The 22,640-nt window shown below is 40.1% G+C and carries 18 protein-coding genes and 1 tRNA gene; 8 read left to right on the forward strand and 11 right to left on the reverse strand.

All coding sequences use genetic code 11. From position 1 onward, the window contains the following. The 6 genes from WDB87_RS09270 to WDB87_RS09295 all read right to left on the reverse strand — a co-directional run bounded on the left by WDB87_RS09270 (position 1) and on the right by WDB87_RS09295 (position 11,165). On the reverse strand, positions 1-3,177 hold the full coding sequence (locus WDB87_RS09270; protein WP_337849719.1) for an amidohydrolase family protein: 3,177 nt from the start codon (positions 3,175-3,177) through the stop codon (positions 1-3). Positions 3,178-3,274: 97 nt separating this feature from the next. Next, positions 3,275-4,099, reverse strand: coding sequence for a M90 family metallopeptidase (locus WDB87_RS09275; protein WP_337849720.1), 825 nt, complete (start codon positions 4,097-4,099; stop codon positions 3,275-3,277). A gap of 59 nt (positions 4,100-4,158) precedes the next feature. Then, positions 4,159-7,047, reverse strand: a complete 2,889-nt coding sequence (locus tag WDB87_RS09280) for a two-component regulator propeller domain-containing protein (RefSeq protein WP_337849721.1) — start codon at positions 7,045-7,047, stop codon at positions 4,159-4,161. A 354-nt stretch (positions 7,048-7,401) separates the two neighbouring features. After that, positions 7,402-8,040, reverse strand: coding sequence for a CatA-like O-acetyltransferase (locus WDB87_RS09285; protein WP_337849784.1), 639 nt, complete (start codon positions 8,038-8,040; stop codon positions 7,402-7,404). Between the two features lie 108 nt (positions 8,041-8,148). Next, positions 8,149-9,189 (reverse strand): Leu/Phe/Val dehydrogenase, encoded by a 1,041-nt coding sequence (locus WDB87_RS09290; protein ID WP_337849722.1) that lies wholly within the window; start codon positions 9,187-9,189, stop codon positions 8,149-8,151. 449 nt (positions 9,190-9,638) lie between these two features. Further along, positions 9,639-11,165, reverse strand: coding sequence for a fumarate hydratase (locus tag WDB87_RS09295; protein WP_286244733.1), 1,527 nt, complete (start codon positions 11,163-11,165; stop codon positions 9,639-9,641). Between the two features lie 169 nt (positions 11,166-11,334). Here WDB87_RS09295 and pabB point away from each other — a divergent pair, with 169 nt between their 5' ends. The 3 genes from pabB to WDB87_RS09310 all read left to right on the forward strand — a co-directional run bounded on the left by pabB (position 11,335) and on the right by WDB87_RS09310 (position 14,742). After that, positions 11,335-12,681, forward strand: a complete 1,347-nt coding sequence (pabB, locus tag WDB87_RS09300) for an aminodeoxychorismate synthase component I (RefSeq protein ID WP_337849723.1) — start codon at positions 11,335-11,337, stop codon at positions 12,679-12,681. A gap of 6 nt (positions 12,682-12,687) precedes the next feature. Continuing rightward, complete coding sequence (locus WDB87_RS09305; protein ID WP_337849724.1) at positions 12,688-13,263, forward strand: NUDIX hydrolase; 576 nt, start codon at positions 12,688-12,690, stop codon at positions 13,261-13,263. 102 nt (positions 13,264-13,365) lie between these two features. Further along, on the forward strand, positions 13,366-14,742 hold the full coding sequence (locus tag WDB87_RS09310; protein WP_004589403.1) for an L-serine ammonia-lyase: 1,377 nt from the start codon (positions 13,366-13,368) through the stop codon (positions 14,740-14,742). A gap of 71 nt (positions 14,743-14,813) precedes the next feature. Here the strand turns inward: WDB87_RS09310 and cysB are convergent, their stop codons facing one another. Then, entirely contained in the window at positions 14,814-15,791 is a 978-nt protein-coding gene (cysB, locus tag WDB87_RS09315; RefSeq protein WP_337849725.1) for an HTH-type transcriptional regulator CysB, read from the reverse strand. Positions 15,792-16,083: 292 nt separating this feature from the next. Between cysB and WDB87_RS09320 the strand changes: the two genes are divergently transcribed. Then, on the forward strand, positions 16,084-16,842 hold the full coding sequence (locus WDB87_RS09320; RefSeq protein ID WP_337849726.1) for a hypothetical protein: 759 nt from the start codon (positions 16,084-16,086) through the stop codon (positions 16,840-16,842). Between the two features lie 253 nt (positions 16,843-17,095). Here the strand turns inward: WDB87_RS09320 and WDB87_RS09325 are convergent, their stop codons facing one another. Beyond that, positions 17,096-18,388: an NCS2 family permease gene (locus WDB87_RS09325; RefSeq protein ID WP_337849727.1), complete on the reverse strand. Its 1,293-nt coding sequence runs from the start codon at positions 18,386-18,388 to the stop codon at positions 17,096-17,098. A 117-nt stretch (positions 18,389-18,505) separates the two neighbouring features. Between WDB87_RS09325 and WDB87_RS09330 the strand changes: the two genes are divergently transcribed. The 3 genes from WDB87_RS09330 to WDB87_RS09340 all read left to right on the forward strand — a co-directional run bounded on the left by WDB87_RS09330 (position 18,506) and on the right by WDB87_RS09340 (position 20,157). Further along, on the forward strand, positions 18,506-18,961 hold the full coding sequence (locus tag WDB87_RS09330; RefSeq protein WP_337849728.1) for a sel1 repeat family protein: 456 nt from the start codon (positions 18,506-18,508) through the stop codon (positions 18,959-18,961). A 239-nt stretch (positions 18,962-19,200) separates the two neighbouring features. Continuing rightward, positions 19,201-19,635, forward strand: coding sequence for a SulA-like leucine-rich domain-containing protein (locus WDB87_RS09335; protein WP_337849729.1), 435 nt, complete (start codon positions 19,201-19,203; stop codon positions 19,633-19,635). Between the two features lie 42 nt (positions 19,636-19,677). Further along, entirely contained in the window at positions 19,678-20,157 is a 480-nt protein-coding gene (locus WDB87_RS09340) for a YchJ family protein (RefSeq protein ID WP_286244739.1), read from the forward strand. A gap of 293 nt (positions 20,158-20,450) precedes the next feature. On the opposite strand, the gene WDB87_RS09345 is transcribed toward WDB87_RS09340, so the two are convergent. Both WDB87_RS09345 and WDB87_RS09350 read right to left on the reverse strand, forming a co-directional pair. Beyond that, positions 20,451-20,753 (reverse strand): DUF6172 family protein, encoded by a 303-nt coding sequence (locus WDB87_RS09345; protein ID WP_286244740.1) that lies wholly within the window; start codon positions 20,751-20,753, stop codon positions 20,451-20,453. A gap of 189 nt (positions 20,754-20,942) precedes the next feature. Beyond that, positions 20,943-21,470: a VC2046/SO_2500 family protein gene (locus tag WDB87_RS09350; RefSeq protein WP_337849730.1), complete on the reverse strand. Its 528-nt coding sequence runs from the start codon at positions 21,468-21,470 to the stop codon at positions 20,943-20,945. A 112-nt stretch (positions 21,471-21,582) separates the two neighbouring features. On the opposite strand from WDB87_RS09350, the gene WDB87_RS09355 reads away from it, so the two are divergent. Beyond that, positions 21,583-21,667, forward strand: a tRNA-Tyr gene (locus tag WDB87_RS09355). A 48-nt stretch (positions 21,668-21,715) separates the two neighbouring features. On the opposite strand, the gene WDB87_RS09360 is transcribed toward WDB87_RS09355, so the two are convergent. Next, positions 21,716-22,366: a M48 family metallopeptidase gene (locus WDB87_RS09360; protein WP_286244742.1), complete on the reverse strand. Its 651-nt coding sequence runs from the start codon at positions 22,364-22,366 to the stop codon at positions 21,716-21,718. Between the last annotated feature and the right edge of the window lie 274 nt (positions 22,367-22,640).

Genomic DNA, 22,640 nt, shown 5'->3' on the forward strand with positions numbered 1-22,640 from the left:
TTATAGCTTTTCAAAATAAAGCGCTTTACGCTGCTTTTTACCCACTTCATTCATGGTACTTGCATCAAATAAACGACCATTAATCATAGTGTAATCGACTTTATCTGAATCACGAATATTTTTCAGCGGATCGCCATCAATAACCATTAAATCGGCAAGCTTACCGACTTCTAACGAGCCTATATTTTTATCAAGCCCTAAATATTTAGCAGGGTCAAGCGTAGAGGCTCTAATTGCTTCCAGTGAACTCATACCACCTTGAGCAAACATCCACATTTCCCAGTGGGCGCCTAAGCCCTCACGTTGCCCATGCGCACCTAAATTTACCAGTACACCTAAATCTTGCAGCTCTTTAGCAACACGGGCGTTATTAAAGTGGTTATAGTGATGTTCGGGCGCTTTTACACGACGCATTGAACGCGGTAATAATTGATTTTTAGGCACAAATTTACTTAAACGCGGATGATTCCACACGTCGGTTTTGTCATACCAATAGTTTTCTCCCCAAATCCCACCGTAAGCAACCACTAATGTTGGAGTGTAACCTACATTACTTTGCGACCATAATTGTTTTATATCATCGTAAATATGTTCAACCGGAATTGAGTGTTCAATGCCAGTATGACCATCTACAACCATGCTTAAATTATGTTGTAACAGTGAGCCGCCCTCTGGCACTATCATCATTTCAAGCTCTCGCCCTGCCTCAATAACTTGTTGGCGTTGCTCGCGGCGCGGCTGGTTATACGATTTGACGCTAAATGCGCCCACTTTTTTAAGGCGCTCTAAATGAAATTTAGCATCGTCTAAGGAGTCAATATGCGAGGTGTAACCTGGCATATTGGCGCCGTACAAAATCGTGCCTGTAGAGAAAATTCGCGGCCCTACAATCATGCCGGCCTTTTGCATTTCACTGGCGGTAAAAATCTCTGATGTATCGTTTGATGGGTCATGAATTGTGGTAACACCGAGCGCTAAACCTGCAAAGTTTTTCCAGTTTTGCTGTGGAATTATTTCATCACTTGCCTGAGAGCCATGGGCATGTGCATCAACGATGCCAGGCATAATTGTTTTACCTGTAACATCAATAACATCGGCATTTTTAGGAATAGTAACCTCACCCACTTTGCCAATCGATTTAATGTGTTTACCATCGGTAATTATAACGCCGTTTTCAATGACCTGTTCGCCATTCATGGTAATAATGTTTGCACCTTTTAAAGCAATCATACCTTTTGGCTCGGCCATTTTTTTACTAAAGCTAATGTTTTCGCCACTTTTAACTTTAAAGTCGGCCTCGTCTGCATTGTTTATAGCAAACATACCATCAAGGCTTGCATGGTATAGCTCTGGCCCTAAGCTCCAGTACAGTTTATTGCTATTAGCACTCCAACTTATGTTTTCACCCGCGCGTACAGACAGCTGCTCAATAGGAAACTGGTTATCTTTAGGGCTTATTGTGATAGGTGAACCGCTTTGTACCAGCGGGGTAACAAATACTTTAAAACGCTCTGCAAACGCTAAGTATTTACCATCTGGTGAGACTCTAAATTCAGTGGCATGCTCCGACTCATAAAGCTTGCGTACCTTTTTACTTTCAAGCTCCACAACACTTAAAGTAGGCTTAGGCCAAGGGCTCATGATAAATACACGGTCATTGTCGCTACCAAACTGAGGTTGATAACCACTTTTAGAAATAAGCTCGCTCTCTCCCCCCTTTGTACTTACTTTATAAATACCTGGGTTAAGCGACCACTTAGGGTTTAAAATACTTCCGCCGGTGGCTTTACGATAAACTACCATTTTGCCGTCAGGGCTAAACGTAGGCTCTACATATTTACCAGGCTGCGTTGTAATTGTATCACCACGACCACTGCGCGCAGAGACAACACGTACAGTGCCTTGCTTGCTGTCATTCCAGGTGGTGTAAACAATCTTTTTACCATCGCGGGAGTACTGCGGGAACAGCTCATAATGATCGGTTTGTTTGGTTAAGCGTTTAATTTTACCTGAGTCTAAATCGCGTTTATAAATATACCCTAATGCTTCAAAAATAGCGGTTTCGCCATCTGGGCTAACCTGTACATTACGCAGCATTTTTACGTCAAACTCATCGGTATCTAAATCTTGTGTAAAGCGTACTGCCTTTTGAATCTTTTTAGTGGTTTGTACTTTAAATTCAATTGGGGCGACTGTTTTATCATCAACGGCTAATTTATGAATTGTACCGCCAGCCCAAAACACAAGCTCTTCGTTATCTGGAGTCCAAGCAATTGTCGGATACACGCCATGAATAGCCCAGGTTTCTTGCATATCGCGTTCAAGCTTGTCGTAGAGCTTAGTGTGCTCGCCACTGGTTAAGTCATATAAGTACAAGCTGGTTTGAAAATCATCACGTTTTATATAAGCAAGCTTTTTACCATCAGGTGAAGGGGTCGGCCTGATGGCACCGCCCATGCCTTCAATAATTGTTTCTATTTCACCGGTTTGTCGGTCAAAGCGCTTAATTTTATAAATTCCGGCAACAGAATCTTTAGAATAATGAAAGGTTTTACCTGGTGTCGCATCATGAGAAAAATAAACATAGCGACCATCAGGCGAAAACATGGGTTCACCTAAATCTTTTTGGTCGTTTTCACGCTTAGTTAATTGTACGCCTTTCCCACCCGCTTTGTGATAAAGCCAAACTTCTCCAGCCCCTAGAGAGCGACTAGCGGTAAAGTGTTTACGGGCAACTATATAATCGCCATCAGGGCTCCATGCGGGGCTGTTTAAAAGCCTAAAGGTTTCATCAGTCACCGCTCGCTGATTACTACCATCAATATCCATTACCCATATATTATCGCCACCGCCTTGATCCGAGGTAAACGCAATGTGTTTACCATCTGGGCTAAAGCGAGGTTGCATTTGCCAAGCAATATCGGATGTAAGTTTAGTTGCTTCACCGCCACTAATGGGCATAGCGTATATATCGCCAAGTAAATCAAACACCAATGTTTTACCATCAGGGCTCACATCAATATTCATCCATGTGCCTTGCTGCACGCTAATTGTTGCGTCTGCAAATTTGCCTTTAGGTGAATCAACCTGCCACTTAGCTTGCTCTTCGCTTGCATGCGCGTGACCGATTGCCAATGACACTGATAATGCCAGTGCAGTGTGAAGCATTTTTTTCATGCATTTCTCGCTTGTTATTATTACAGTTAAATTCTCTAACACGATTGCAACAAAAACAGCACTAACATGCCAGTGTTATCAGACCAAGTGCCGAAAATTAATGCCAAACAATAGGATCAAATTGATAATACTCCACCAGCAAGCGGTAAATTTCAGGGTCGTATTGGCGCAGCTCGCTTGGCTTTTCTAAAAAAGTCTCGGTGATCACAGCAAAAAATTCAGCTTCATTTGTTGCTCCATAACTATGAATAACATGGGGCATATTATACGCAACATGGCTTTTTAATTGAGTAAACGCACGGCTAAACACACGGGCCCACTCTTTATAAGCATTGGGGGTTTTTAATAATGGTGTACCGCTAGTTTGGCCAGTTTCTTGGTCTAACTGGTGGGCAAATTCATGAAATACTAAATTATGGCCATCGCTTGGTAAACGGTTGCCTTCTAGTACATCATGCCAACTCAGCACTAATGTACCACCGGGCCATGACTCACCTAAGCGCACTGCGTTGTGGTAACTGACCAGCCCAGCACTATCGCGTGTTGATTGCGGCGCATAATACGCACTAGGGTAGAGTAAAATTTCTTTCACGTTTTTATAAAGTGGCCAAGGTTTATTAAGCACTAACACACAGGCATCGGCTGCAACTATCAGCTTCATGGCGGGGGTTAGCTTTAGAGCATCGCGGCCTAAAAAGCGCTTTTCATTGAGAAACCATATTATGTGGCGCTCAAGCTTGGCTCTGTCGCTATCCGTCATCTTTTTATAAATGGGCATACAGCGCAGTAAAATATCTTTTTGTTGAGAATTTAATACAACATTCTTATATTTTTTATTCCAAAGCCAGTTTTGTATTATTGGCCAGCGCCAATAGGTAATAACAAAAACAGCTAATACGGTAATTAGTAGCCCATTTATCATTAAGGACATCCAAAATAAGTTAGTCCCTTATTAATATGTGCGCATGGGCTTATTTTCAATCAGATAATTTCTGTACAATTTCGCCCACTATTTTTAGCTTTGTATAAGGCTTGATCTGCTCGCGATAAAAGGCGGTCGTAATCACCTACGTTGGTTGAATCAGACAAGCCAAAGCTTGCTGTTACACTTAACCCCTCACCAATGGCCGAAAAGTCATATTGTGCAATGCTCTCGCGCAGTGCTTCACATATTATTTTTGCTTCAATAGCGGTTTTGTCAGCAAAAACTATCGTAAACTCTTCACCGCCCCATCGTGCTATGTGTTGGTTTTCTTGGCAGCCATTTTTAAGCAGCTCTGCAATTGTACAAATCACTTTGTCGCCAATAATATGCGACCAGTTATCATTGATCCGCTTAAAGTGATCAATATCTAGTATAGCTATGGCTAACGGTCGGTTTTGTTGTTTGTAACTGGCAAAGTTATGGGCAAGCCAGCTATCAAAAGCACGCCTATTAGGCATATCGGTAAGTTGGTCGTGTGTTGCTTGATACGCAAACGCATTGGCCTGCGTTTGTAAGTCTTGCGTTTGTTTCTCTACTCGGTTTGTAAGCTCTATTTCTATTTTTTTATAGTGGTATAAACGGTATTTGTATATGGCAAAAATAATCATTAAAAATAAAACAAATACTGCAAACTTAAACTGCGCTTTTTGCCAAAAAAATGACTGAATAACAATATTTACAGCTTGCTGATTATCTTGCCAATGTGCGTTAGGGTAACTTGCTCGTACCATAAAGGTATACTCCCCAGGCGGTAAATTGGTGTACTCAGCACTGGTCATATTTTGACGGTTAACCCATTTATCGTTAAAGCCCTTTAATTGGGTTTGAAAATTTAATCGCTGCGGCATAATAAAGCTCAGCCCTGCATAATGAAATGATAAACGAGAAACCCCTGGCGGTAAAAATACCGACTCCCCTTTAAGCGGAAGAGCAATAGGCTTACCGTCTACAAAAATATTTTCAATTATCGTCGGCAAGGCAATTTGAGTTGATGCTTGTAAGCGCGCAGGTTGTACGGTACTCACCCCCTTTGCGGTTGCAAACCAAATACTCCCATCGTTATGTGTTACAGCCGAAGGGGTTGATCCTCCATTAGCCTGCGCACTTAACATGCCATCGCCTTCATCGTAAAGTTGATAGTTAAGCACGGGTGCTTTAGCGGAGGCAGGAGCATCGAGGATTTGCTGTATATGATTTTTATCAATTTGAATAATGCCCCGATTGCTCGAGAGCCAAAATGAGCCATTGTGCGGCACCACTTGAAATAGCTTGTCGATAGGTAAACCTTGCTCTAAACCAAGCATTGCCATTTTTGCGCTTGTTAGCTCATAGCGCACTAAGCCTCTATCTGTGGCCATCCAGGTATAGGTATCATCAATATAAAAACCAAATGCATATTGAGCAGAAAACGCACGTGGAAATTCAACGGTTGTAAATTGCTCACTAACAATATCAAATACCACCACCCCATTGCCGGTACCTACCCAAATATTGCCTGTATTATCTTCACTCAGCGCAAGTATAAACCCACTGGGTAAGTCTTTTTTATTTGTAAATTGATCTAAACTACCATCTTCATTGATGCGCGTTAGCCCCATAGCAGAGCCTATCCACAAACGGTTTTTAGAATCAAATAGTAAAGCCCTTACTTCGTTACTTCCAAGGCCAGTGCTACGATTAATAAACGGGGTAAAGGTATTATTAACTATTTTTAAAACGCCTGAGGTATATGTACCAGCCCACACGGTGCCATCGGGTGCCTCATGCAAACTGAGAACTGAATAAGGACTACTTTGTTTAGAGCCCGACACTACCGTCGCGCGGTTATTTTTTATTATATTTAAGCCAGAGCTTCCCCCCACCCATAAACTACCATCTGAGTGAGAAAGCACTGTGCGGGTATAATCCCCTGCTAAACCTCTTTTTTGGGTCCACGATGAAAACGGTGATTCACGTAGCCTAAAGAGACCTGCATTAGTGCCTATCCAGATACTATTTTCTCTATCTTGTAACAAAGATAAAATTCGGTTGGTGGGTAATCCGTTATTGGCATCTAATTGCTCTACACCATCAGGCGATAACCTAAATACCCCTTTATTAATTGTGCCAAACCATAAATCACCATGATTATCTTCTAGTAGGCTAGAAATAGACTCATTTGCAAGCTGTTCATGTACCGGCTGAAACTGTGCATTGGTTTTGATCCACGCGCCTTTTTCGCTTCCCACAATCAGCGAGCCGCCACGGGTAATTAATAAGTTATATACGGGCGCATTAGGTAAACCAAAATGTGGTGTCATTAAGGTAGGTATTTTATTGTGAATTTTATAAAGGCCCGCACTGGTTGCTGCCCAAATGATCCCATCGCTATCTTCTATTACGCGATAAGCGCTGGCATTTTTAATTATTGCAAGGTCGGTATCGCTGTTGTGCGCACGATAAAACACTCCATCGTTTTCAAGGGCTAACCATAAGCTTTTATCAGCACTTTCAATTAAATGATTAACCATAGTAGGCGCTGAACGCTTAGTATCCCACTGCCTATGTTGATATAAGCTAATTCCTCCGCGCGCGCCCGCTATATATAACCCTCCACTATTAGTCGGTGTTAGCGCCCTTAAACCTGAGTCGGGTAAGTTATTAATGTGGGCACGGGTTAGTATTGTAAACTCTTGCCCATTAAAACGCGCCAAACCTTCCCACGTAGCGACCCATAAGTAGCCATCTTTAGTTTGCGTAACACTGTTAATACTGTTGTGCGGTAATCCAGAGCGAGTATTCCATGTTTCAGAAAAATAATCGCTTAACGGTAAACGGGTTTGCTCTTGAGCTTCACATAAAAACATGACGAAAAAAGAACATATAATGCTTAATTGTCTCATCATCAACTGCCTTAGTTATTCTTTTACTTGTGTAAGCGTTTTATCGTTATTTAAACGTAGCAGGAAAGAATTTACTCGGCACTGGGCACATCTAAACTGTGCGTCCAACAAAGTGTTAAAATCCCTATACGCACGGGGTGAATACACTATGGTTTGTTTAAGCGCTAACAAGCGCTTTAATTTAAACTAAACAATAGCGGCAACAACAAATAATACGTGCTAAACACACCTTATAATAAGTTATTAAAACGTTATGCTTTAAACGTATCAGCTAATCGTTACAAATTAACTTATACCCACTTATTTAATTAAAAATACTACCATAGCGAATAAATACATTGCATTAACTAAATTCAATTAATCTTTACAAAAGTTGTTAATATTATTTTGTAATACGCTTATAAACGCTGCGACGTGTAAACCGTCCATTAAAGAATGATGCACATCAATCGAAAACGGCATTAGTCCCGTGGTTTTATCATATTGACCAAACACAAACTTAGGAATTCCTAAACATTCCCCATCACTAAAGGCATGCGAAAAACTGCTAAAGTTCAGCCATGGCAACACCGAAATATGTATCAAATCAGCTTGTCCTTCGGTTTGATCGAATGCCTGAGAAAATAACGGTTGAGATTTAGCATTGGCACTTATAGTGGTGGCGTGTTGAGAAAAAGCTTCAAAGCAAGACGAATAATTAAAATAGCTAAATATAAACGAATCATCGTTAGCAAGCTCTACCACACTGGCTCTAACTTGCTTTAAGCGCCATGGACGATCATTTACAATCCTTAGCATAATCGGGTTATAGGCGTGGCATGTTGTTAGTGTGACATGCACATATGCTTGGAAAAAAGACAGTTTATTTTGTTTGCAATATTCAAATAAAGGCTTGGCGTTAAGTGTTACACACACATTAAAATATGGCTGGGTGAAATTTTTAAATAATTCAAAGTGTTGCTTACGAGGCCAAGTATCAAAATCAATTGGCTCCATTATGGCGTTTTTATTAGTCATATTATCCATACGGTTAAAGGTACCGCCATAAAGTATAAACAAAAAAGGCGTACCAAAGTACGCCTTTTTATAAATAATACAGCTAAATTAAAGACCGTTTTTAATAATCTCTTGAGCTAGCTCATCAGCAATTAAATGCGTTGATTTTTGCTCTTTTTCACTACGCGCAAAAATTTCAGTTAGTGTATCGTATATGCCTTCAACATGCTTATTTGAAGCCGCAGCACTGTAACCTTGTGGTGCTGTTTCGTAATATACGTTTATTATGCCACCAGCATTTATAACGTAATCAGGTGCATATAAGACCCCTTTTTCACGTATAACTTCCCCGTGGCGAGATTGTGCTAATTGATTATTTGCACAACCTGCAATAATCGTTGCTTTAAGGCGTGGTATAGTTTCATCGTTAACCGTTGCGCCAAGTGCACACGGTGCGTATACATCAACATCAAGGTCGTAAATTTCATCAATGCCCACCGGTGTTGCACCAAAGTCATTAACTACACGTTCTACAGCATCTTGGTTTATATCAGTTACAAATAGTTGCGCACCGGCCTCAGCTAGGTGTTTACATAAACCATAGGCTACAGCACCTAAGCCTTGCACAGCCACTTTAATAGCCGAAAAATCTTGATGACCGCGCTGGTGCTGTAACGCCGCTTTAATTCCTAAAAAAGTACCATACGCTGTAAAAGGTGACGGGTTTCCGCTTTTCCCTTCAAGGCCTAGCACATAGTTTGTTTCTTTATTCATTAATGCCACATCATCACAGGTAATGTTTACATCTTCTGCTGAATAGTAACTGCCATTTAATCGCTCTAATTGGCGTCCAAAAGCACGGAATAACTGCTCAGACTTAATTTTTTTTGCATCACCAATAATAACAGATTTACCACCACCAAATGGTAAACGTGCTACCGCATTTTTGTAGGTCATGCCCTTAGATAAGCGCAGCACATCGTATACTGCGTCTTCATCTTTTGCATAATCCCACATTCTACAACCGCCAACGGCAGGGCCAAGGTTAGTATTGTGTACGGCAATAATTGCTTTTAAACCTGACGCTTCGTCAGAACAAAAAACCACTTGTTCGTGGTTATCAAATTCAGCTTGATTAAACACAGCCACTGTTATTACTCCAAAATAGTTTACCCGTGAGAGGGATGAGCGCTGGAAATTGACGAAACTTTACCACTTCATTTTTAAGGGTGCCATATAATGAGAAGTTAAACCTGTAAAAACCGAGCCTTGTGAATTAATAAATCCGAATAATGATGAAATATAGATATAAAATTCAATAATTGGCGAAAAAGTTAAATTAAAAACTAACAACACCATTCAAAATCGCACTCAAATTTACGTGAACGTAAAGGTAACACAAAGTGTAAACCTTGTATTACACAGCCCCTCTCCCAGCAAAGGCGCACAGTGTATAGGTTTATAAAGAAAAAAGCAGATCCAGCACAACTGGTCGGAGCTGCTTATTTGAAGGGATAATTAGCGTTTTTTAAATATTTCATATAGCAAATACAAAAAAGCGAGCCTAAGCTCGCTTTGTAATTAGATTACGTAAACCTTTATTTAAGCTTACCGTCTAGTTCTTCAATTTTAGCTTTCCAAATTGCAGGGCCTTGCGTATGTGCGTTAGCCCCTTCGCTATCTACAGCAACTGTTACTGGCATATCTTCTACTTCAAATTCGTAGATGGCTTCCATACCTAAATCTTCAAAGGCAACCACGCGTGCTTTTTTAATTGCTTTAGATACTAAGTATGCTGCACCACCAACCGCCATTAAATAAACCGATTTATGCTCTTTAATAGACTCAACCGTCGCAGGACCACGCTCAGCTTTACCTATCATGCCTACGATGCCGGTTTTTTCTAGCATCATATCGGTAAATTTATCCATACGTGTTGCGGTTGTAGGGCCAGCAGGACCTACGGCTTCATCACCTACGGCATCAACTGGACCTACGTAATAAATAAACTTGTTATCAAAATCTACGCCCTCAGGTAAACCTTCACCTGAATTGATCATATCTTGTAAGCGTTTATGGGCAGCGTCACGGCCTGTTAAGATAGTGCCTGAGAGTAAAATAGTTTCACCCATTTTCCACTCGCGAGTATCTTCCTTAGTTAGCGTGTCTAAATTAACTCGGCGAGTTCCTTCACCTACTTCAAAGGTTACTTCTGGCCAATCTTCTAACTTAGGCGCTTTTAAATCTGCAGGGCCTGAGCCATCTAAGGTAAAGTGTACGTGGCGAGTTGCAGCACAGTTAGGGATCATTACAACAGGCTTTGAAGCCGCATGCGTAGGGGCTGTTTTTACTTTAATATCAACAACCGTTGTTAAACCACCTAAACCTTGCGCACCAATACCTAGCTTGTTAGCACGCTCAAAAATTTCTAAACGTAACTTTTCTTCTGTCGTTTGTGCGCCGCGCTCCATAAGCTCATGAATATCAACTGGGTCCATTAGCGACTCTTTTGCCATTACCGCTGCTTTTTCAGCTGTACCACCAATACCTATACCTAGCATGCCTGGCGGACACCAACCTGCGCCCATCGTCGGTAAAGTTTTTTCTACCCATGCAGCTACATCGTCAGATGGGTTTAGCATCACCATTTTACTTTTGTTCTCTGAGCCGCCGCCTTTCGCTGCAACCATTACTTCTACTTCGCCACCTGCCACTAAATCAATGTGTACCACTGAAGGGGTATTATCTTTAGTGTTTTTACGCGTGCCTGCAGGGTCAGCTACAATAGAAGCTCGTAGTGGGTTATCTGGATTTAAATATGCGCGACGTGTGCCTTCATCAACCATTTGTTGTACGGTTAAATCTGTTTTATCCCACTTAACATCCATACCTACTTTTACAAAACAGGTAATAATACCCGTGTCTTGACACAATGGACGCTTGCCTTCAGCCGACATACGCGAGTTAATTAAAATTTGCGCGATTGCATCTTTTGCAGCCTTGCTTTGTTCTTTGTTATAGGCTTTTTCTAGCGCTTGAACAAAATCAAGGGGATGATAAAAAGAAATATATTGCAACGCATCTTCAATGCTATCAATAAAGTCTTGCTGACGGATTGTACTCATAGTGGTTCCTTAAGTTAGCGTTACGCTTAAGCGTAATCTATACCAAACCGGTGACGGTGGTTTGCACTGTTTTAATTACAACGTAGATTTGATACTAAACGCTGCCAAAAAAATTTGACTTATGATACCCTCCCAGCCCGTTTCGAGCCAGTTCTTAAAGGGGCAGTAAATGCTAAACAATGAAAAAAGTTGTGTAAAATTAGCCATAACGCAAAACTGCATTGATGTTTTCGCGCATTTTGCGCATTTACCCTATGCCGTATTACTAGACTCAGCCAATAGCGAGCACATAAATAGTCGCTTTGATATTATTGCAATAGAGCCTCACGCTATTTTAGAAGTGAACGACAATCAAAGCGTATTTAATCAGCAGCTTGACTCACGTAGCCCCTTTAAAATAATGAACGATGAGCTAAGTAAACTTAGCGCGCAAAAAGCCGCTAGTAATCTGCCTTTTAACGGCGGCTGGCTTGGTTATTTTGGTTACGACTTAGGCCGCATTATTGAGCACATGCCAAGCACAGCAAAACACGATATAACATTGCCACAAATGGCTATTGGCCTTTATTTAGATGCACTGATATTTGATAAACGCCAGCAAAGCTGGTTTTACGTTTCTCAACCTGAAGTAAACCGTTTGGCGCTTTACCAGCAGTATTTAGTAAACGATATAGTACCTGCACATTTTTCACTCACCAGTGATTGGCGATCAAATATGAGTGAACATGAATACGCTGATAAATTTGCGCAGATACAAGATTATTTAAAAAGTGGTGATTGTTATCAAATCAACCTAGCACAGCGATTTAGTGCTGGCTTTAAGGGCGACTGTTTTCAAGCTTATAAAGTATTGCGCGAGGCTAATAAAGCGCCATTTTCTAGTTTTATTAACCACCCATGTGGCGCCATTTTATCAATATCGCCAGAGCGTTTTATTGCAGTGCACGACAACATAGTTGAAACAAAACCCATCAAAGGCACTTTGCCACGTAAGGCCGATGCCATCGCAGATCAACAACAAGCCAGAGCCCTTGAAAGCTCCACTAAAGATCGTGCAGAAAACGTAATGATTGTTGATTTATTGCGCAACGATTTAGGTAAAGTAGCCAAGCCAGGCTCTGTAAAGGTGCCCTCACTGTTTGCTATTGAGAGCTTTCCTGCCGTGCATCATTTAGTAAGCACAGTAACGGCAGAACTCGATGAGGGTAAAACGGCGGTTGATCAGCTTGAAGCGGCTTTTCCGGGCGGCTCAATTACCGGTGCACCTAAAATTAGGGCTATGGAGATAATTGAAGAGCTAGAGCCTCATAGGCGTAGTATTTACTGCGGTTCTATAGGGTATTTAAGCGCCTGCGGCAATATGGATACCAGCATTACAATTCGTACCTTGGTTTGTCATAACGAACACATTTATTGCTGGGCCGGCGGTGGTATTGTGGCTGATTCTAAAGTCGAATTGGAATACCAAGAAACATACGATAAAGTGAATAAAATACTTCCTTTATTAACACAGTAGGTCGCTTTGAATAGTGAACACATTATGGCGCGGTTTCAGTTAAGCCCTACAGCTGCGCCAAATCAAATAAAAGATACCCGTAAAAAACGCGCAAGTGCCGTTATGCTGCCTATTATTGATATTGATAACCATGCGCATATTTTACTGTGTAAACGCCCTACTTATTTACATCATCACCCTGGGGAAATTTGTTTGCCCGGTGGTAAGTTTGAGCAAAGTGATAAGCACCTTCGCACTACCGCGCTTCGAGAACTTCACGAAGAGCTTAATATAGCGCCAAGTAATGTCACAGTGCTAGGCCAACTGCCACAATACTCTACACTTACAGGTTTTAGCATCAGCCCATTTGTGGGTTTACTTGATAAACACACAGTATGGGAAAACGATTATAATGAAGTGCAAGCTAGTTTTTTGCTCTCACTGACTGAGCTAAGTAAAGCAGATAATTGGCAGCCATTGCCTTTTCAACGCTTTGGTAAAACCATTACCCTACAGGGGTTTAGTACACCTCATGGGTTACTGTGGGGAGCAACAGCTAGCATTATAAAAAACTTTACAAAGCAGCTTGCCCTACCAGTGTAAAACTTACGGCCAAATAGTTACATAATATAGAATTAACGTTATGATACTCAACCGTTCAAAGAACAGCTTTCTAGCTGAGTAAATAAAGTAGAGACCCATAGTATGATCAGTGCATTTGATATGTTTAGCATTGGTATTGGCCCATCGTCGTCACATACCGTTGGCCCAATGCGTGCCTCGCGCTTATTTGTTAATGACCTACAAGAGCAACAACTTTTAACCTCTGTTACCGATATAAAGGTAGAGCTTTATGGCTCACTGGGTCAAACCGGCGTAGGCCACGGCTCTGGTAAAGCCGTTATATTAGGACTTGCTGGGTACGATCCAGAAACAATAGATGCCGATTTAGTTGACGATATTCTTGCCACAATTGAAAAAGAGCAAGTGATATACCTAAACCAAACCCATAAAGCGAACTTTCCTAAGCAAGGGGCTATTGTTTTCCATCGCCGCAAAACCTTGCCTAAGCACTCTAATGCAATGGAAATTATTGCCTCGAATAATGGCGAAAAAGTATATAGCAAAGTGTACTACTCTATTGGTGGCGGCTTTATTGTTACCGATGAAGAATTTGAAAACGAAAAACAAGCAGCCCTTGATATACGCGAACAAAACCCGGCTCCTTACCCGTTCGAAAGTGCTAAAGACTTACTAGAGCTGTGTAAAGAATCTGGCTTTAGTGTATCTACTTTAATGATGCATAACGAAAAAACGCTGCGCAAAGAAGACGATATCAAAGACGAGCTGTTTAATATTTGGCAAGTAATGAAAGCCTGTATTGAACGTGGTATGCGCACCGAGGGAATTTTACCAGGTGGTTTAAAAGTTAAACGCCGTGCGCCTAGTTTGTATTTAAAGCTAAATGTAGAAGTAAGTAATGACCCACTCAGAGCAATGGATTGGGTGGATTTATTTGCCTTAGCTGTAAATGAAGAAAATGCCGCGGGCGGGCGCGTAGTCACGGCGCCAACAAATGGTGCTGCGGGTATATTGCCAGCCGTTTTAATGTACTACCACACATTTATTAAAGAAGTGGACCGCGACATAGCCACACGCTATTTATTAACCGCAGCGGCTATTGGTATTTTATACAAAAAAAATGCCTCTATTTCGGGCGCAGAGGTAGGCTGCCAGGGAGAAGTGGGAGTTGCTTGTTCAATGGCTGCTGGCGCACTCACCGAAATTGTTGGTGGTAATGTAGTACATGTTGAAAACGCCGCCGAAATTGGCATGGAACATAATTTAGGCCTAACCTGCGACCCTGTGGGCGGATTGGTACAAGTACCGTGTATTGAGCGCAACGCCATGGGCGCCATTAAAGCAATTAATGCTTCTCGCTTAGCAATACGTGGCAGTGGCGAGCAAAAGGTGTCGCTTGATAAAGTAATTAAAACCATGCTCGATACCGGTAACGACATGAAAACCAAATACAAAGAAACCGCACGCGGTGGATTAGCAGTAAACATTATTGAATGTTAAGCGTATAAAAACAAAAAACCGCGTATTTTAGCAATACGCGGTTTTTTAGTATTTATATAATTAAGATCTTACTATTTTACTGGCAGCTCTATGTCGGCAAATAACGCATCAATATCTTCTTGATTGCGTAATAAGCTTGCTCGCTCTACTCGCTCTTTAGTTAAATGCGGGGCAAAACGCTCAATAAAGTCATACATATAAGTACGTAAAAAACTGCCCTTTCTAAAGCCAATTTTAGTTGTGCTCGCTTCAAATAAATGGCTGGCATCAATACATACTAAATCTGTGTCGCTTAATTGATCAACGGCCATTGAAGCGACTACACCTACACCTAACCCTAGCCTTACATAAGTTTTAATTACATCGGCATCGGTTGCAGTAAACACAATGTGTGGCTCAAGGCCGTGCGCATTAAATGCTTTATCAAGCTCAGAGCGGCCAGTAAAACCAAATACATACGTAATAAGCGGATACTGCGCTATATCAGCAACGGTTAAATTGTCGGCCTTTTGTGCTAGTGGATGATCTTTTGCCACCACAATGCTGCGGTTCCAATGATAACAAGGCAGCATAACTAAATCTGAGTATAAATGAAGTGCTTCAGTTGCAATGGCAAAGTCTGCGTCACCGCGCGCTGCCGCATCAGAAATCTGTTGTGGTGTACCTTGATGCATATGCAGCGAAACAGCTGGGTATTTTTTCATAAAGCCCTGAATAACACTTGGCAAAGCATAACGTGCTTGCGTATGTGTTGTGGCTATATTTAGTTTACCCTGATCAGGCAGCGTGTGCTCATTAGCAACCGCTTTTATACCTTCGACTTTAGATAAAATTTCGCGAGAAATGTTAATTATTTCTTCGCCGGCACCTGTAACATGCGTTAAATGCTTACCACTGCGGCCAAAAATTTGTACACCTAGCTCATCTTCAAGCATGCGCACTTGTTTAGATATACCAGGCTGTGAGGTAAATAAACTCTCAGCAGTTGCTGATACGTTTAGCTTATGGTTTTGAACTTCTACAATGTATCTAAGTTGTTGTAATTTCATGGTGGCAGTTTTTAACGTTATTATTAAGCTTATATGATGGTAATACTAAGCAAAACCAAGTTAAATTTAGTAAAACTTGGCAAAGTAAGCATGTATATTTTCATTATTCAAGCATTAAGGCTAGCACAATAAATCCGCTGCAGATAGCGATGTTTATTCAGGTTCAACTTATAATACATTATTCTTATATCTAATTTTTAACATATTTTTAAGTTAATCAGCGCAAAGCTACCCTCAAAGCATATATTTGATGTAATATAAAAAAATAGATTATGAATCCGAGAATTAAGCCATGATCGTTTCGATTATAATTGTGCTTATAGTGGCACTGATAGTGATTGCACTGTGGGTAAGCGCTGTACAACAGCATAAAGAAAAGCAAGAAATTGAACGTCGCAAAGAATTAACAAAACAAAAAGCGATAATTGAAGAAACCGAAGAAGCACTGATGAATAGCGCTAATATTCCGCTTTCTGAAAACATTATACGCGTTTTACAACGTAGATGTTACGAAGCACTAAACGCGATGGTAAACCACTCACCTAATTCTAAAGCATTAAAAAGTAGAATGAACGAAGCTAAAGAAAAGCTAAGTGGTGCAGTTGAAGGTAATAGCAGCGACAATTTATCGTTACCAAGTAACGATAAGCAGTTAGTGTCGCTAATTCAGGGCATAAAAAAGCTTAGAGCTATTATGCGCTCTGAGCACAGTAAAGGGCGTGTAGATAGCCAAGTATTTGCAGCAGAAGATAAGCGCCTTGAAAAGTTACAGCTCAGAATTAATATAGAAAGCCAAATTAAACGCGGTTTATCTGCTCGTTCAGCGAGCATGGTGGGCTCTGCTAGGCAATATTTTGAAAAAGCCTATGCCACACTTAGTGCCGTTAGTTATTCTGATGAATACGTCAACGCAAAACGTCAAGAAGTTGAAGCCTATTTAGAAGAAATAAGCAGCGAACTAAAAGCTTCAAACGCCACTGCCTTGAAGAAAAAAGCAGAAGCAGAGCAAGATGACTTAGACGTATTATTTGCACCTAAAAAGAAATGGTAATTTTAAATACCCAAAAGAAAGCCCATGCATAATGTATGGGCTTTTTTGTATCTGTTAAGCTGTTTTACCAATGGGTAAATACTAACGTATTTTAAGGCACTACCTAGCGCTAACCACATTATAAACGCTCATTTGCCTCTGCATAGAAACGCAAGGTATAACAATGCAGTGGCAATAAGTGATAGCGACTAAATAATAAATGTTTATCCACCTTCAAATTAAATCTCTTAACTAAAAGAATGGACATTAGCTACTACGATAAAAATGCAAACTTGATAATAAATAACGCTGTTAAAATCCATACGCTAATACTCACTTGCTCACGTTTACCACATAGTACTTTAACCGCAGTATACGATATAAAACCAAGCGCAATACCGTGCGCAATAGAGAATGTAAGTGGCGTCATAAGTAGTACCACACTCACTGGAATTGCATCGCTCATGTCATCCCAGTTTACAAACTTAAGGTTTTGCAGCATTAATACCGCAACGTATAAAATAGCACCCGCAGTCGCATAAGCCGGCACCATTTGCGCAAGCGGTGCAAAAAACATCATTAGTAAAAAGCATATACCCACTACAACAGCTGTTAAACCAGTACGCCCACCAACCGATACACCGGCTACAGACTCAATATAAGACGTAGTGGTAGAAGTGCCTAACATTGCACCTGCAATAGTCGCTGTACTATCGGCACTTAAAGCACGCCCTAAACGTGGCATATTGCCTTTTTCATCGGCTAAACCTGCTTTTTGAGTTACCGCAACCAAGGTCCCTGATGTATCAAATAAATCAACAAACAAAAACGCAAAAATTACACTCAGCATAGAAAGCTCAAAGGCCGCAGCAAAATCAAGTTGCATGAACGTAGGTAAAATAGATGGTGGCATTGAAATTACGCCGTGGTATTTAACTAAGCCGAGGCTTAATGCAATGCCTGTTACTAACAAAATGCTAATAAGTACGCCGCTTTTTATATCACGATAAAGCAAAGCTGCAATCACAAAAAAGCTCAAAATAGCGAGTAAAGGACCTGCCGATGTAATATCACCAAGCTGTACTAATGTAGCTGGGCTTGAAACAATAATACCCGCATTTTTAAGTGCAATTAACGCTAAAAACGCACCAATACCAGTGGCAATAGCCTGCTTTAAAACTAGCGGTATAGCATTAATTATCCACTCTCTAACCTTAAACAAACTTAATATTAAAAATATACAACCAGACATAAATACCGCACCTAATGCCGCTTGCCAGCTATAACCCATACCCAGTACAACACCATAAGTAAAAAATGCGTTTAAACCCATGCCCGGCGCAAGTGCTAAAGGGTAATTAGCCCAAAGCCCCATAATAAAACAGCCAATTGCCGCTGCAATACAGGTAGCAACAAATGCAGCACCTTGATCCATACCTGCTTCAGCAAGCATTGCAGGGTTTACAAATACAATGTAAACCATAGTAATGAAAGTAGTGATTCCAGCAATGCTTTCGCGTCGCACAGTGGAGTTATTTTCGCGGAGTTTAAATAGAGCTTCGAGCATAATAGACTTGTGATAATAAAAAGTGACGTGATTTTACCATAAAATTAAGTATAAACAGGACATTTTACCTTGCTATATACTAAACTGTTGACGTAGAAACTATAAAAAAGAAAGTATATGAATAACACTCAGCCTAGCGGACAAGACTTAGAGCAGCAATTAAACAATATTTTAGATTTTGTAACACAGCCTACAAACCACAGTGCTGACGACAATAGTGATGTAAGTGAACAAACAACACTTAACAAAGCGCTGTATTATTTAAAGCATAACCAAGCACCGTTGGCAGCTAAGTGGATGCGCCTTACCGCAATGGCCGGAAATCATCGCGCCCAGTTTTATTTAGGGTTATTTTTTGTCAAAGGCCAAGGCGTACCAAAAAGTGTATTTCACGCTGCAGCATGGCTAAGTTTAGCCAGCAGCCAAGGCTATGAACCGGCAACCGCTGCATTAGATGATTTAAGAAAATATATCGATACCAAACGCTTTAAAGACGCTCAATGCTATGCAGCCAGTTTGTATGAGCAAATCCACCAAATTCAATTTGCCCACTTAGTTCCAAAAAATGACTAACTACTGTATAGCTAACAGCTAAGTACTGTATAGCGCTGCTACACTTTATACAGTACTGCAAACACCCTCAGCTTTCATTCACACGCCAAAAACATAACCATCTGTTTTTAAAGTGTTATTTTTAATTTTGATTTTTTAAAACCATTAACTGTATAAAAAATAGCAAAAAACGCTTGCACACAACAACTGTATAAACTACTGTATACATGTACTGTATATAAACCCAGTGAGTGAGACCTATGCTACAGCCAATTACCGTAAGAACCGTTAAAAGCTACCAACAACATGATGAAAGTGAGTCGGTAAACTTAATAAAAGTAGAAGATGAAATTTCTGCTACGTTTGAGATGCTAAAAGTGTTGCACCAATACAATAGCTCTAACGCGTGGACCTTACTAATTGCGCCCGACCATGTGCCTAGTAAAGCCTTGTTAGATAGTTGCTCTATAGATACCAGCAAACTGCTTGTAATAAGACAAAAGCATTTAGTAAATTTAGAGTATGTGCTTAACTCAGCACTTCATAATGGTAATTTTGCAGCCATTATTACGTGGACCGATATAGTAAGTGAGCAGCAACTTGTTAACTTATCGCTTAATTTAAACAAAAGAAGCGCTAAGCTATTTTGCTTTACTAAAAAAGCCAGCACTACAGCAATATCACTTACTCAATAAGCTTGGTAAAATACATTTTTAATCTATGTTAATTAGTATTTTATGAGTGTAACCAGTACCAGCGCTTGCTTATGCAACAGTCAGCTTAATTATGGCGACTGTTGCCAACCTTATCATCTTGATATAAAAACCCCAGAAACACCTGAGCAACTAATGCGTTCGCGCTTTAGTGCTTATGCATTAAAAAATGCATCTTATGTATTTAAAACTTACGCCAAAGAAAAACAAGCACAAAACCCAGTAAATGAAATTGCTGACTTTGCCAATAGCTGCCGCTTTGTAAAATTAGTTGTGCGCGATACGCAGCAAAGTGATGAGCGAGGTTATGTTGCCTTTAACGCATATTATTTTTACCAAAACTTATATTGTGAGCTAGATGAGAAATCAGACTTTATAAAAGAAGACGGTGAATGGCGATATTTAGAGGGTATTATTAATCCGGTCGCCGATATAAAAGTTGCCAGAAACGATCCCTGTCCATGCGCAAGCGGTAAAAAATATAAAAAGTGTCACAGTGTATAAAGTAAGCTAAACACTTAGAAAAAAATAGCGTCTTATTTAATACCATTAATCCGCTTAGTGAAGTGACCTATTTTGAGGATGGAAAAACGTGTTGATAGCTAGGCAAAAAATTGCTCTTAAGTTATTATAAATGTGAATTTTTTAACGCTGATAGCCCACATGTAGCCTCTCAAAATGATTAAGCATTATTGCTAAATGCTATAAGCGCTACTTTATACCACTAAATATATTAATAACTGCCATAAACAAAAAATGGACCATTTAGGTCCATTTTCTACAATATTGCTATTGGTTTATTCATCATCATCTAAATCGTACGATTCACGCTGCGCAGGTCTAGCTAAAATCTCAACATAGAATGAAGTAAGCGCCTGCTTTTCGATTTCGCTGATCTTGTTGTTAATTTCAGCTACGTGAACAACTTCTGCATCATCGGCACTTGTGCCAAACTTACAGTCAAATGCCCAGTAATCAGCTTCAACAGGTAGCGTTTTATTGCGCTCTCTTTTCAAATATTTTTTCACTTCATGCTTTGCAGCATCAACCATACGAGGGTATTTGATTTTCTCGTGATTTAGCGTGAATGTTTTCTTCATTACGTTCCTAATTACCTTGATTTAATGATAATGGCACTCAAGTCATACCATTTGCAGCCATTATAGCAATTGCATTTAATTTGTGGATGCTTTTTTTAAACAAAAAAGGAATTGTTCTATTTTATTGCATAACCGATTATTAAATATAAGGTGTTTTAAGCTTTTAAAACGCACGAGTGTTAAATTATTTTATGCGTTAGCAACAAGCAATGGTTTATGTATAGCCTCATTAGTTAAATCGTCATAAAATGCGGCGGCGTCCATTTGTGGACTTGCAAGCGCGGTGTGCGTGTCATTTAAGCGCCTGCGTACTGATGGTTCACAATTCTCGATTACCGTAAAAGGGATATGTAACTTGTCATCTCTAATCGCTAGTGGCTCAGGGTTTAAGCTGTGACTTAATTTTATTGCTATCATACCTGCTTGTTCGCCTTGTTGAACAATCACAGACGCGTGCTCTTGCCCTATGCTCATATCAAATTTTTCGGGGGCTAATAATTGCTTTGGCCCAGCACCAAAGCGCTCCCTTAACTGTTCTTCGTCTACATAAGCACTATGCGTTTCACTTTTTGGTAAGTGAAATTGACTAAAATCCAGCGCATCGTGCGATAGCATCGCTAATAAAAGTGAAAATTCGCCTCTGCGATTTTCATGCACACTTTTATTTAGCCTGGTCTTTAGTTGACTCTCTGTGATTAACAAATCATCGATTTGCATAGTCTTTAGCCGATAATGATAACTGGTAGATATTTATCGGCTTTATTTCAAATTTCTTTAGCTTTTTTCTTTACTTAAATACGCAGTTTGCTATTATCAGCGCCGTTGCATTGGAGGGGTTCCCGAGCGGCCAAAGGGATCAGACTGTAAATCTGACGGCTCAGCCTTCGCTGGTTCGAATCCAGCTCCCTCCACCACTTCTTATTTTCTATATCTTCTTCGCTTCTATCTAAATCATTTTCAGACTAATTATCAAATACCCACTGCAATGTTGCTCCGTGGTTTTTAAGCCATGCGGATGCAGATTTATAATCGGGATAAAATTTAGCTACGCGCTTCCAAAAAGCGTTGCTGTGGTTTAAATGCTTTAAATGAGCCAATTCGTGCACAATAACATAATCAATTATATGCTGAGGTGCCCCAACAAGGTTAAGGCTAAAGGTTAGCTCTCGTCGAGAATTACAACTTCCCCACTTACGTTTATAATTTCCAATCGTCAATTTAGTCGGTAATGCTTCTGACATCTGTTGGCAATAATAAGCCAAGCGCATTTCAATGTAGTTTGTTAGCGTTTCTTCAAGAGCAAGGCAAAGTAGCTGCTTGCGTTTATCAAGCTGTTTGGTTACTCGATTAGAAGTGTAAATAGTAAATACGCTATCGGATTGCTGAACATGCGAGCGTGCCCCTTTAGCAAAAGTAATAGTATATGGCTTAGCAAAAACCATTATTTGCTGGTTTTTAAACGGGTGTTGTTGATTATCAATAGCGTTAAGTTGTTTATGTAATTGCGCAGTTACCCACTCTTTTTTACTAAACAGCCATTGTTCTATTTGTAGTTTTGGGACGTGTGTAGGTGCATAAACAGTAACTAGTTTTTTGCTTACTTTTATTGCCACTGTTTTACGCCTAGTGCTGCGCTTTAACTGATACTCAAACAAGGTGTATGCTCTAAATATAAATAAAAGCCTATTATAAAGCCTTATTTAATCAATGCAGTTATTTACAGATAAATAAATGGGCTCAGTATTTTTTATTGTATTCATTAACTCAAAATAACGCCTTATTAATGAAGCGTGCTGCATATGTTAATATTTTAAAAAGAAAAGGTAACTTCACAGATTTATAGTATAAATAATTAGATTAACAGTTTATTTATATAATAAATCTATT

Origin of the sequence: Pseudoalteromonas sp. C12FD-1 (genome assembly GCF_037414265.1) — a bacterium.
Classification (GTDB): Bacteria; Pseudomonadota; Gammaproteobacteria; order Enterobacterales; family Alteromonadaceae; genus Pseudoalteromonas.

Excerpts from the sequence above, each read along its gene's own strand:
- WDB87_RS09285 (WP_337849784.1), bottom strand. The coding sequence starts at position 8,040 with ATGGAGCCAATTGATTTTGATACTTGGCCTCGTAAGCAACACTTTGAA.
- WDB87_RS09320 (WP_337849726.1), top strand. The coding sequence starts at position 16,084 with ATGATCGTTTCGATTATAATTGTGCTTATAGTGGCACTGATAGTGATT.
- cysB (WP_337849725.1), bottom strand. The coding sequence starts at position 15,791 with ATGAAATTACAACAACTTAGATACATTGTAGAAGTTCAAAACCATAAG.
- pabB (WP_337849723.1), top strand. The coding sequence starts at position 11,335 with ATGCTAAACAATGAAAAAAGTTGTGTAAAATTAGCCATAACGCAAAAC.
- WDB87_RS09310 (WP_004589403.1), top strand. The coding sequence starts at position 13,366 with ATGATCAGTGCATTTGATATGTTTAGCATTGGTATTGGCCCATCGTCG.
- WDB87_RS09330 (WP_337849728.1), top strand. The coding sequence starts at position 18,506 with ATGAATAACACTCAGCCTAGCGGACAAGACTTAGAGCAGCAATTAAAC.
- WDB87_RS09270 (WP_337849719.1), bottom strand. The coding sequence starts at position 3,177 with ATGAAAAAAATGCTTCACACTGCACTGGCATTATCAGTGTCATTGGCA.
- WDB87_RS09345 (WP_286244740.1), bottom strand. The coding sequence starts at position 20,753 with ATGAAGAAAACATTCACGCTAAATCACGAGAAAATCAAATACCCTCGT.
- WDB87_RS09350 (WP_337849730.1), bottom strand. The coding sequence starts at position 21,470 with ATGCAAATCGATGATTTGTTAATCACAGAGAGTCAACTAAAGACCAGG.
- WDB87_RS09340 (WP_286244739.1), top strand. The coding sequence starts at position 19,678 with ATGAGTGTAACCAGTACCAGCGCTTGCTTATGCAACAGTCAGCTTAAT.
- WDB87_RS09280 (WP_337849721.1), bottom strand. The coding sequence starts at position 7,047 with ATGATGAGACAATTAAGCATTATATGTTCTTTTTTCGTCATGTTTTTA.
- WDB87_RS09325 (WP_337849727.1), bottom strand. The coding sequence starts at position 18,388 with ATGCTCGAAGCTCTATTTAAACTCCGCGAAAATAACTCCACTGTGCGA.
- WDB87_RS09295 (WP_286244733.1), bottom strand. The coding sequence starts at position 11,165 with ATGAGTACAATCCGTCAGCAAGACTTTATTGATAGCATTGAAGATGCG.
- WDB87_RS09275 (WP_337849720.1), bottom strand. The coding sequence starts at position 4,099 with ATGATAAATGGGCTACTAATTACCGTATTAGCTGTTTTTGTTATTACC.
- WDB87_RS09335 (WP_337849729.1), top strand. The coding sequence starts at position 19,201 with ATGCTACAGCCAATTACCGTAAGAACCGTTAAAAGCTACCAACAACAT.